General features: G+C 39.8%; 9 protein-coding genes and 1 pseudogene. 1 reads left to right on the forward strand and 9 read right to left on the reverse strand.

Features of this window, described 5'->3' with window-relative positions:
• Nucleotides 1-830 precede the first annotated feature (830 nt).
• The 3 genes from ACFIKN_RS07525 to ACFIKN_RS07535 form a co-directional block, all read right to left on the reverse strand.
• Nucleotides 831-1226, reverse strand: a complete 396-nt coding sequence (locus tag ACFIKN_RS07525; RefSeq protein ID WP_375631420.1) for a hypothetical protein — start codon at nt 1224-1226, stop codon at nt 831-833.
• Between the two features lie 646 nt (nt 1227-1872).
• Nucleotides 1873-3108: an MFS transporter gene (locus ACFIKN_RS07530; RefSeq protein WP_375658172.1), complete on the reverse strand. Its 1236-nt coding sequence runs from the start codon at nt 3106-3108 to the stop codon at nt 1873-1875.
• Between the two features lie 429 nt (nt 3109-3537).
• Nucleotides 3538-3771 carry a hypothetical protein gene (locus tag ACFIKN_RS07535; protein ID WP_375658166.1) on the reverse strand — a complete coding sequence of 78 codons (234 nt, stop codon included), beginning with the start codon at nt 3769-3771 and terminating at the stop codon, nt 3538-3540.
• An 872-nt stretch (nt 3772-4643) separates the two neighbouring features.
• Between ACFIKN_RS07535 and ACFIKN_RS07540 the strand changes: the two are divergent.
• Nucleotides 4644-5016 (forward strand): annotated as a pseudogene (locus tag ACFIKN_RS07540) (helix-turn-helix domain-containing protein).
• 237 nt (nt 5017-5253) lie between these two features.
• Here ACFIKN_RS07540 and ACFIKN_RS07545 read toward each other — a convergent pair.
• From ACFIKN_RS07545 to ACFIKN_RS07570, 6 genes are all read right to left on the reverse strand, one after another.
• On the reverse strand, nt 5254-6381 hold the full coding sequence (locus ACFIKN_RS07545; protein WP_375658167.1) for a hypothetical protein: 1128 nt from the start codon (nt 6379-6381) through the stop codon (nt 5254-5256).
• Between the two features lie 879 nt (nt 6382-7260).
• On the reverse strand, nt 7261-9840 hold the full coding sequence (gene clpB / locus ACFIKN_RS07550) for an ATP-dependent chaperone ClpB (protein WP_375658168.1): 2580 nt from the start codon (nt 9838-9840) through the stop codon (nt 7261-7263).
• Between the two features lie 69 nt (nt 9841-9909).
• Entirely contained in the window at nt 9910-10212 is a 303-nt protein-coding gene (locus tag ACFIKN_RS07555) for a hypothetical protein (protein ID WP_375631424.1), read from the reverse strand.
• A 251-nt stretch (nt 10213-10463) separates the two neighbouring features.
• Nucleotides 10464-10592, reverse strand: a complete 129-nt coding sequence (locus ACFIKN_RS07560) for a hypothetical protein (RefSeq protein ID WP_375658169.1) — start codon at nt 10590-10592, stop codon at nt 10464-10466.
• A 118-nt stretch (nt 10593-10710) separates the two neighbouring features.
• A complete protein-coding gene (locus tag ACFIKN_RS07565; RefSeq protein WP_273790828.1) occupies nt 10711-10845 on the reverse strand; it encodes a hypothetical protein in 135 nt (44 codons plus the stop codon).
• Between the two features lie 189 nt (nt 10846-11034).
• Entirely contained in the window at nt 11035-11169 is a 135-nt protein-coding gene (locus ACFIKN_RS07570; protein ID WP_375658170.1) for a hypothetical protein, read from the reverse strand.
• Nucleotides 11170-11906: the final 737 nt, after the last annotated feature.

Consider the following 11906-nt stretch of genomic DNA (forward strand, 5'->3'; position numbering starts at 1 on the left):
ACTTCCCCCAATCCTTCTCACCACTCCATACAATAACAATATATTGATTTATAATGATAATTTAGCATTATTTATATTGATTGAGAGTTCCGAATATCGTAAGATTCTCTCATTTCAAATCCCTCCCATGTTGAATCAATCAAAATCATTCGCTTCCACGTTAAAAGCGAGGAGAGCCCGTGTAAAACTATTAAGAAAGGAGTAAAAATGGCTCTTATGAACCTTTCCAAGAGCTGTCACAACATTAGGGGCTAGCAAATATAATGATAATACCCAGCTTGCTTCTTCATAAGTGTAAAGATAGGGGTGCTCAATGGATTTATCATTATACCATGACAAAAAACACGCACAATATATAAATCCATAAATCCTCCGCTTCATTTTACAGATTCACATTTTTACGCTTTTACATCTTCACAAAACGCAGCCAAAGGAAACTCCCAAACCACCACGCGACAATTTGATAAAAACAAAACACCTTTCCAACAATCTCAAACAACAGATTTCTGTAAAGAGTTCATATGAATTTGATTGTTTAGATCTGACTATTAGATTGGCATATAGAGCCGTAGAACAGAAAGTAATTTTCTATAAGACAGAAACGATAAAAGCGCTATATAACTGAGACAGAACATGAAAGATTGCAAACAGATAAAACGACATCTTTCTTCGTTACAACACTGAAATTGTAAACGAGACGACGGATAATTGTCATCTGAATATGTAATTTTCACATCTGCAAATTTTTATTGATTAATTTAATCCCAACACTTCCCCTGAAATACATTTCTTCATTATCTACTTCTTTGAGACAAACCGGCAAAGGGGTTTCATCTATTATAAGTACGGAAATAATAACGCGTTACTCCAACCTCATCATAAGAAACCATAGACAAGATACCTGTCTTTATTGGCGTTATTTGATAAGTCAAAATTACACCATTTTGCTGTTTGTTTGGTTGATCTGTATAGATCACGTTATATCCATTCCGTCGCAAGAGATTAATAAATACAGGAGTAAAGTTGTCTTCTGTTTTATTTTTTTTCACAATAAGTGTTGTTGTAGCGGGCGGTAAAGGTTTTTTAAGATTACGAACAAAATCGTTAGCAATTAATTTTATATCATCTTGCGTAATATTTGGACTAACATAACTTGATGAATAATTATTGATAGATGCACAACCAGCCACCAAGACAAGAGGCAACGGAAATAAATATTTTGACATCTAGACTTCCCCTATAAATTGTATTCTCTTCTGAGAAGCTCCTACACCAGAAATAAGAGCATCCTTTCAAAGAATAGCCTTAACAACATACTGCTTTACAATCAAGCATTAGTTAATCACTTTCTCGCTTGTTTAAAAAACGACCACCATCTCTCATAGTACTCAAAGCTTATGTTTAAGACACAAAATATATATGTTAAAAGTACGAAAAAACACATGTAAAGCATATAGTATATGTATACTTACTTTCATGGTGTGTTGCATTACATAAACCAACGCACAGCACCCTTCATTTCCCCTCCATTCACGAAGACACTTCCCCCCAATCCTTCTCACCCCTCCATATCATGACAAAAAACACGCACAATATATGAACCCATAAATCCTCCACTTCACTTTTACAGATTCACATTTTTACGCTTCTCCACATTTACAGAACAAAGCCAAGGAAAGGTTCACCACCCCGTACCACTCTATAAACAACGGTCTGTAAAGAATTCAAATGCTTGCCTAGCAAGTTTCCACCACTGACCACTCATTCGTTTCAGATCACCCCCTTCAAAGAGCTGTGTTTTTACCTCATGAATAAGATAATGAGCAAAACCGTCTTTAAAAAAAAAGAAACGGCATGGAGATATCAAATATATCAATGGTCGTCATCGACTGTCGTGTTAAGAGGTGTTAACTCTTTATTTTTCTTAATTTTTACAACGCCAATAATTCCCGTGGAAATAATTAATGCGGACATCGCTAAAAAAGAGCTTAACAATCCCACGAGAGCCAAAAGTCCAGCAATAAAGCCAGACATTGCTTCCGCAGAGTTTGCTAAAGTTGAAAAGGTTCCAAAACTCTTACCAAAATCTTCACGACGAGAATATAATTGAATAGCTGAGACTAAACCAATATCCACAAAGGCACCAATAAATCCTAAAACAAATGCTAACACGAGAAGGAATTTTAAATAAATTTCTGCAGCTAAGGGCATAACAAACAGAATAACCCCATAAAGAAGCCAAAATATCATGAGCTTCAACGAAGTAATATTTAATATAATTTTACTATATAACAAACCACCAACAATAGTTCCAACAGCCATGAGAGAAAAAATATAACTCACAAAGCTTTCCTCTCCCCCCACAAAAAGAACAAAAGCTGGAATTAAAAATCTTAAAATTGCACCCGTAAAGAGAATAGCAAACGACGATCCAACGAGCGTAATAAATAAATTATTATTTTCTGTAGAAATATATTTAAGATATGAAGCTGTTTCTCGATAAATTTTTATAAAATTGAATGATTTATTCTCGCTTGAATTTAAATTCATGAGATTAAATAACATGATAATAGATATAAAATAGGTAAAAAAATCAAAAATGAGTACTGCCGATTTATTTGCTAAAAAAAGCAGTATGGAACAAACCAAAGGGCCAATGACGGCTGCCGTTTCCATGATAATTTGAGCAATGCTATTGGCCTTTGTAAGATCTTTTATTGAAAACATTCTGGGAATAGCAGCTTGAAAACTTGGTTGGAAAATACTTCTTCCGATCGTTGTACATATTGCTGCAAAAATAAGAACAATGATATGTGCCATACCTGTTATATAAGTTATAAAAACAAACAATGAAGCTAATAATCTAACAACTTCACTTAAGATCATATTTTTCTTCAAAGAAAAATTATCCGCTAACCAACCTCCTATAGGGCCAAAAAAGAGAAAAGGGATAAATCGAAAAAAATACACAAGACCTGTAAAAAAGGTGTTATCTGTTAATTCTAAGACCAGTAAAATAAAAACAACTTCATAAGCATAATCACCAACTTTGGAAATAAAGAGAGAGCAAAAAAGAGCTAATGGACTCTTTTTTAAAAACAAATTCATATCAACCATCCGATATTAAACTTTTCTACACTTAAAGTTACACTTCCTTCGATACAATTGGTGATATGAACTTCTGAAGAGTCTTTTATTCTAATAAATCGCTTAATAAGTTAAGTGAAAATTTTTAAAGAAATACTCCTCTTGATATAAGCATTTAGACCAATATCAAGTAATATATTAATTTTTCTTGCTTATTTGCTTAAAAAAAAGAAAGAATGTAAAAATTATGAGATCAAAATCTGCTATATTAGTACACTGACTTCCAGCCCACGTCTCAAAGAATGAAAATTCCCAACCAGCACTAATCTACAATCCCACGTCAAAAAGCAGCTTTCCCCACAAAATAAAGCTTACACCCAACCACGCCTCAAACGACAGCACTTCGTCAGGCTCGACAAATCAAGCCCTATCTTCTTAAGCCGCCATCCTTCACACATCTCTTTGCAACACCCGCCTTACCCACACTCTCCTCTTATCCATGCGCACTCTCTTCATCCTCCATTCCCCCTTTTTCTCTCCCATCACACACTTAACAACTGAACACCCCTCTTCCTCTAAACGTCTCCCTCCATTCACGAAAACACTTCCCCCCAATCCTCGCACCACATTCCACGCCCCCAAAAGCCCAAAGTGACCAAAAACACGCACAATATATAAATCCATAAGTCCTCCGTTTCACTTTTACGGATATACGTTTTTACGTTTTTACATCTTTACAGAACGAAACCAACGAAAGGTTTACCACCCCGCACCGCTCTATAAACAATAGTCTATAAACGAACCCAGCTTTTTGCCTAGTACCCTTACAGTCTTCAGACCCCCCCCTCAAACGACAACACTTCATCAGGCTCAACAAATCAAGCCCTGCCCTCAAATATTCTAGCTCTTCACTCCCCCTAAAAGAGCAGTGTTTTACAGCATAATAGAATAGAAAATTCTTGATTGTTCTTGCCAATCTTCTGAAATTACTTTATCACTTAAAGTGTAATTTTGGTCGTATACGCGACGATCAAGAGGGATTAAGGGTCCTAAACCCTAGCGTAAAATGAACCCACTTTTGTGGGGGTCCCGGGATTCCGGGAGATTCTGCTATGTCTAGGTGCTTTGGCACTAAAAGCAAAATGTTGATTCGAGGTCAGTGCTTTCAGGCTCCCGGAATACCAATGCGAGGGCGCTCGCCCCCAGCGGGGGCTTGAAGTGCCAACCAAAAATCCATATTTCGCACTTTTTTAAAAAGTACCCAATCTTATAGTCTTTGATATTATTTTAATTTTTCTTGCCAATTTTCTGAAATTGCCTTATGAATTGACCTGTGTTTTTGATCGTATACGCAGCGGTCAAATAGGGAGCTGAAAGCCCGAAACCTCGATACATAAGAATGAACCCACTTTTGCGGATATCCCGGAATTCCGGGAGTTTTTGCTATGTCCAGGTGCTTCCCAGCACTAAAAGCAAAAAAACTGATTCGAGTTCAGTACTTTTAGACTCCCGGAATACCAATGCGAGGGCGCTCGCAACCGGAGGGGGGGCTTGAAGTGCCAACTAAAAATCCACATTTTATCGACATTCTGATAGGCAAAAGAATCCATCACAGACGCATTGCAATGGGAGTTTCCCAAAAAGAATTAGGATGCCATTTAAGCGTCAGTTTCCAACAAATCCAAAAATACGAAAAAGGCTTAAACCGTGTAAGTGCCAAATGTTTACTGGAAATCGCCCAAAAACTAGAGGTTCCCGTAAACTTTTTTTATGCAGACATTGCCACAAAAGAAGATCTTTCAACAAAAGAAACTCTCTTACACCACAATCAAGAAACCTATAGCGAAAAAGAACAGGCACTTTTAAAAAAACTTTAGAGAACTTCAGCCGAAAAAACAAAAAGCAATCTTGTGGTTGATTTCTGATTAAGCAAAAGCGCAACGATCAACGTTATTCCATTCATATTCCCTTTAAGTCAAATTCAAACCAGCTTCCCCTCAAACAACAGCACTTCATCAGGCTCAATAACTCAAACCCTGCCCTCAAATATTCTAGCACACCACACCCCCTCAAAGAGCAATGTTTTACGGCAGATAGAATAATCAGCTGCATTTTTGTTGTCACTTATAATTTTCCAATGACTTTTGAATGCCTCAATTAGTCTTTTTATAGCACTTTTACTCTTTTTAAAGCTTCTTTCTCTGCTTCTTCTTTTAACTTCATGTCATTGGCGACTTCGTACCTTTTTATTGTTTTTTCAATCTGATCATCAGTCCCTGCTTTAAAAACAATCATTGTTTTAAACGGACGAAATAATGACGATTGCGAAATATGAAACAAGATATTCGTGCGCAAATTGCTTGGATCACACTCGCTATACCCTTTTCTTTTTAAGTCATGGATAGATATCGCTTTTTTTGACATAGCAAGACCAATAACATCGCTATTTTTCTCACCAAAATCTTTCACTGTTAAAAGGTTATTTTCAGCGTCACAAACTGTCGATATATTCATGACTTCGTTAAGAACTTGATCATTTATGTCAAATTGAGCATTGCTGACAAAAATGAATACAAGATCACGCAAAGAACAAGCTTTTTGAAAATAACAAGCATTGTACAAACGTGAGCGAATCCCAAGACATCCGACTGCTTGTCGAATGATTTTTATAGCGAGCTCATATGATTTTTCATCTAAACGATGATCACGAATGTCTGGAATGTAGATTTCTTGTGTTTCTTGTAACGGTGCAACTTCACTGTTTAATGCACGATCAATAAGCTTTTCTAACCAATTGTAACTCTCAACATTATCCTGCTCTCGGACAGACGATCTGATCTCTTCTAAAAGATTGTACAGCCCACACTCGTCTCTAAAAGCACGCTCTCTTCGGTCACACGTCATCGTAAATGTATGGGTATTTTCTCGTTTGTCCGGTATAGATGATGCTTCAATTTCTGGATCATTCACTTTAAATGGATCAACGCTTTCTCCACTTTTAACAGATATCGAATGCTCACCTCTAATAGTATCAAAAACTCTCGCCCCTTGCTCCTTCCTAAAAGAAATGCCTTGTTCAAGAAACATCTTTAATGGATTGGAATCATCCGGTGTTAACGATATACGCTGTATTAAAGAGTCCAAAATTTCCTGTTGAAGCACAGCATCACTTATTAACGAATCTTTCTTATCCTCATAGAAATCCTTTAAGCTTTCTGGAGTATGCCGATTATAACTCTTCACGCCCTCTGCAAACCAGCTGTTAATTAATTCCTTGTTTGTGGCTAATTTCATGAGATTATACCCCCGCTTAAATTTCAAATGATCCTTTTTATCAATAAACTCCAATACAGTTCTTATTAAAGTTCTTGAAAAAAGTTCATTATCTGTTTCTTTTACTTAATATTTACCATATTATAGTTTATTGGTAAATAAGTAAAGTAAACTAAATTAAGATATAGATGATATTTTTAATATACACCTCCACTTAAACTTGTCTTTGTAACACGAATAGCGAAAATTTTAACCAAAACAGGTTAGGGAGCTTTTTTTAAGTCTTTATCTTGATTAAAAAACTGCAAAGGAGCAAACTTGATTGTGCAGATAATCATGCTCCCTCATCTAAAGGAGCAAACTTGATTGTGCAGATAATCATGCTCCCTCATCTACGAGCCACTAACAAGAGTGCAATCAATCAAACAGTTAAAAAAAACTTTTAGCAAAATTTTAAAGCAAAAAAACGCACATCACCGAAAAAATGAGAGAGCAGTGCATTTTACGCATCCTCCACCTTTTTCTTAAACAGCAAAACTCCAATCCATCATCAAAATATCTTCGTCTAAAATCCCCCACACCCCCTCAAAGAGCAATGTTTTACGGCGAATAAACGGCATTTGTCTTTAACGCTTTTACGCACAAAGCAATAAAGCAATCCCGCTTGTGACTTCACTTATAACATTGTAAGAAAATAGCTTTCACGACAAACAGAAGTAAAAGAACCCTACGATATTCGAGAACGCTCATTTAACATGCAAAAACACCGACCACTCCCTTTGCTTTGCAATAAAACACCGCTGTCTCATCGTGAATTTTTCTAAATCAGCACGCTTCAAAGAGCGGTGTTATCGCATAATAGGATTATCACCGCCCTTTATAGCGTGAATTTTTCCACACTTAATCTTCAGGCAAAAATTCCAACCGATCTCCTTGTTTTGTAATTTTCACCGTTGTCTCATCATGAATTTTTCCAAATAAGATATTTTCCGCCAGTGGATCTTGAATTTCTTTTTGGATAATCCGTTTAAGCGGACGCGCACCATAGAGCGGATCATAGCCCTTATCGGCAAGAAATTTTCTCACCTCTGGCTCGATTTGCAAAGTTATTTTGCGTTCATTGAGCAAATTTTGCAAATGTTCTATCTGAATATCGACGATCGCTTCCATATCGTGACGTTGCAGCCTTTGAAAGAGAATAATCTCATCAATACGGTTTAAAAACTCAGGACGGAAAGCCGCTTTAACGACATTCATAACATCATTTTTTGCCTGCTCAACGGTTTGCCCTTCAGGCAAAGCAGTTAAAAACTCAGCACCAAGATTAGAAGTCATAATCAGCAAGGTATTGCGAAAATCGACAGTACGTCCTTGACTATCGGTCAAACGTCCCTCATCCAACACTTGCAACAAGAGATTAAAAATATCAGGGTGTGCTTTTTCAATTTCGTCGAATAGAATGACCTGGTAAGGTCTTCTACGTACAGCTTCGGTCAGCACCCCACCTTCTTCATAACCGACATATCCAGGTGGCGCCCCAATCAGCCGCGCCCCAGCATGCTTTTCCATATATTCCGACATATCGATGCGCAACATGGCATTGGAGTCTTGGAAAAGAAAAGCGGCAAGTGCTTTGGTTAATTCGGTTTTTCCCACACCGGTAGGACCCAAAAACATGAAAGAGCCAAGCGGGCGATTGGGATCTTGCAACCCTGCGCGCGCACGGCGTACAGCGCGAGAAACAGCTTGAACAGCCTCTCCCTGCCCAATCACACGTTTGCTAATTTCATCTTCCATACGCAACAGCGCCTCCCGTTCTGCCTCCAGCATTCGATCAACAGGAATACCGGTCCAGCGTGAAACAATCCGCGCCACATGTTCAGCAGTAACCGTCTCTTCAACGAGATGATTTTGTTGATCATCATTTTCCGCAATGCTCAATTGTTTTTCGAGTTCAGGGATAACGCTATAAGCGAGCTCTCCAGCGCGTTGGAATTGTCCATCACGTTGTGCAATAGCCAAAGCATTACGAGCTTCTTCGAGTTGTTTTTTCAAATCAGCAGCATGCCCTAATTTTTGTTTCTCAGCCTGCCAAGCACTTGTCATCTCAGCAGACTGTTGTTCCAATGTTTTGAGTTCCTCCTGCACATTTTCCAAACGTTCTTTTGCTGTTGGCTCGACATCTGTTTTCAAAGCTTCCCGTTCGATCTTCAACTGTAAAATACGCCGATCAACAGCATCGAGTTCTTCCGGCTTTGAATCGACCTGCATGCGCAACCGTGCCGCCGCTTCATCGATAAGGTCAATAGCTTTATCCGGCAAGAAGCGATCCGTAATATAGCGGTTAGACAAACGCGCCGCCGCAATCAAAGCACTATCAGCCAAGCGCACTTTGTGATGTTGTTCATATTTTTCCTTAATACCGCGCAAGATAGAAATAGTATCCTCCAAAGAGGGTTCCGGTACAAAGACAGGCTGGAAGCGTCGTGCAAGAGCAGCATCTTTTTCGACATATTTTCGATATTCATCGAGCGTAGTAGCCCCTACACAATGGAGTTCTCCGCGTGCAAGAGCAGGTTTTAACAAGTTAGAAGCATCCATAGGACCGTCAGATTTTCCAGCCCCAACGAGATTATGCAATTCATCGATAAACAAAATGATCTGCCCATTTTCAGCTTGCACCTCTGCCAACACCGCTTTGAGGCGCTCTTCGAATTCCCCACGATATTTTGCACCAGCGATAAGCGCTCCCATATCCAACGCATGAAGCTGTTTATCCCGCAAAGTTTCAGGCACATCGCCATTAACAATGCGCAATGCCAACCCTTCCACGATAGCTGTTTTCCCCACCCCAGGCTCACCGATAAGCACAGGATTATTTTTGGTCCGCCGTGAAAGCACCTGAATAGTGCGGCGGATTTCCTCTTCCCGCCCAATCACAGGGTCGAGTTTTCCTTCACGGGCATCTTTTGTGAGATCACGGGCATATTTTTGCAAAGCATCATATTGGCTTTCGGCATGGGGGCTTGTTGCTGTTTTTCCTTTCCGCAAATCATTAATAGCCTCATTAAGCGCCTGCGCTGTCAACCCTCCGCTTGTAAGAATATCAGCAGTTTTTGCGGTCTTTTCCATGATCAGCGCTTGCAACACACGCTCAACGGTCACAAATTGATCACCGGCTTTTTTCGCCAAATCTTCCGCCATGTTAAAGACTTTTGCCAACGGCTGAGAGAGATAGAGCTGTCCATTCCCCCCTTGCACTTTAGGCAAAGCATCAAGTGCTTCGTTAAGCGCCTTTCGAATAAGAGTAAGATCACCACCCGCTTTTTGGATCAGTGATGCTGCCAATCCTTGAGAATCGTCTAACAACACTTTCAACAGATGCTCCGGCAAAAACTGCTGATGATCAGAAGCAAGGGCACCACTTTGTGCTGATTGTAAAAAACCCTGCACGCGTTCGCTATATTTTTCCAAATTCATTTTTTTTCCTTAAATCTCAAGCCACCACCGCACTTTAAATTCCCCCAACATTCCACAAAAGAGACATCTTCAAAGGACAGCCCACCCCCCACAAAACACCGCAAATGATGCCGCATGAAGAAGAACCGTAGTGCTAAAAAGAATATGGGTTTTTACACGCCTCATAGCAAGAGGGAGAAAAAAATACGCTATCAATTTAAACAAAAACCGCAACTCCCCTATACGCCCCACCAGCCCAGCTTCCCCACCAGCCCAGCCTCCCCACCAGCCCAACCCCAACCGGCCTAGCCCCACTATTACAGTCTCTTCACCCCCAATGCTCCCATCGATGTCAGACAAAAGCCCACCATGACAAAAACACGCACAACACATAGCCCCCCACTCCTTTTTCACAAACACATTTTTACGCTTTTACATCTTTACAGAACGAAGCCAACGAAAGGCTTACCACCCCACACTGCTTTGTAAACACTGTTCTGTAAAAGAACCCAGCTTTTTGCCTAGTACCCCCCTTACAGTCTTCAGACTCCCCTCCTCAAACGACAGCACTTCATCAGGCTCAACAAATCAAGCTCTATCTCCTTAAATCACCATTCCTTCACGCATCTCTTTGCACCACCGCCTTACCAACACTCTTCTCCTATCCATGCGCACTCTCTCCATTCTCCCTTCCCGTTTTTCTCTCCCGTCACACACTCACAACTTAACAGCACTCTTCCTCCCAACTTCCATTCACAGACTCTTTCCCTCATTTATCTCGCCACATTTCTCACCATGACAAAAACACACACAACACATAGCCCCCCACTCCTTTCTCACAAACACATTTTTACGCTTTTACATCTTTACAGAACGAAGCCAACGAAAGGTTCACCACCCCACACCGCTTTGTAAACACTGTTCTGTAAATAATTCAAATACTTGTCTAGCAAGTTTCCACCACTGACCACGCATTCGTTTCAGATCACCTTCCATTCCTCCCACACTCTTCTCCAACCAACGCACTCAACAACATTCTCCATTTCTCTTCCAGTCTGGCACCTCCCCCAATCCTCTCACTACATTCTATGTCAGACAAAAGCCCAACGTAACCAAAACACGCACAATATATAAATCCACAAATCCTCCGCTTCACTTTTACGGATATACATTTTTACGCTTTTACATCTTTACAGAACAAAGCCAACGAAAGGCTCACCACTCCACACCGCTCGATAAACACTGTTCTGTAAATAATTCAAATACTTGTCTAGCAAGTTTCCACCACTGACCACTCATTCGTTTCAGATCACCTTCCATTCCTCCCACACTCTTCTCCAACCAACGCACTCAACAACACTCTTCATTTCTCTTCCAGTCTGGCACCTCCCCCAATCCTCTCACCACATTCTATGTCAGACAAAAGCCCAACGTAACCAAAACACGCACAATATATAAATCCACAAATCCTCCGCTTCACTTTTACGGATATACATTTTTACGCTTTTACATCTTTACAGAACAAAGCCAACGAAAGGCTCACCACTCCACACCGCTTTGTAAACACTGTTCTGTAAACAATCCAACTTCTTATCTCAAAGGCCCCCTACTGATCACTTTGTATAGTTATCACCCACCCCACAAACGAAACTGTTTCATTAGACTAGACAGATAAGTCCAGCCTAAAACATTTATCACACACTCTAAAAAACGCCTAAATGTGAATATTGATATGCTGATATCACACCCCTCCAAATAGCGCCGTTTTATGGCATAACAGAATAGAAAATTTTTGATTGTTCTTGCCAATCTTCTGAAATTACTTTATCACTTAAAGTGTCATTTTGATCGTCTACGCAGCGATCAACAGGGAAAACAGGCCCTAAACCCTAGCGTACAATTGAGCCTACTCTTGTGGGTTTCCCGGAATTCCGGGAGTTTTTTGCTATGTCCAGGTGCGTTTCCGCACTAAAAGCAAAAAGCTGACTAGGGTTCAGTACTTGTTACTCCCGGAATACCAATGCGAGGGCGCTCGCAACCGGAGGGGGTGTAAAGTTCCAACTAAAAATCCAAATTTTATCGACATT

The organism is Bartonella sp. CL436QHHD (assembly GCF_042195105.1).
GTDB lineage: Bacteria > Pseudomonadota > Alphaproteobacteria > Rhizobiales > Rhizobiaceae > Bartonella.

What these genes read in the sequence shown, in the direction of transcription:
- ACFIKN_RS07525 (WP_375631420.1), bottom strand. Translation starts at nt 1,226, where the DNA reads ATGTCAAAATATTTATTTCCGTTGCCTCTTGTCTTGGTGGCTGGTTGT.
- ACFIKN_RS07530 (WP_375658172.1), bottom strand. Translation starts at nt 3,108, where the DNA reads ATGAATTTGTTTTTAAAAAAGAGTCCATTAGCTCTTTTTTGCTCTCTC.
- ACFIKN_RS07535 (WP_375658166.1), bottom strand. Translation starts at nt 3,771, where the DNA reads ATGGATTTATATATTGTGCGTGTTTTTGGTCACTTTGGGCTTTTGGGG.
- ACFIKN_RS07545 (WP_375658167.1), bottom strand. Translation starts at nt 6,381, where the DNA reads ATGAAATTAGCCACAAACAAGGAATTAATTAACAGCTGGTTTGCAGAG.
- clpB (WP_375658168.1), bottom strand. Translation starts at nt 9,840, where the DNA reads ATGAATTTGGAAAAATATAGCGAACGCGTGCAGGGTTTTTTACAATCA.
- ACFIKN_RS07555 (WP_375631424.1), bottom strand. Translation starts at nt 10,212, where the DNA reads ATGTGTTGTGCGTGTTTTTGTCATGGTGGGCTTTTGTCTGACATCGAT.
- ACFIKN_RS07560 (WP_375658169.1), bottom strand. Translation starts at nt 10,592, where the DNA reads ATGAGGGAAAGAGTCTGTGAATGGAAGTTGGGAGGAAGAGTGCTGTTA.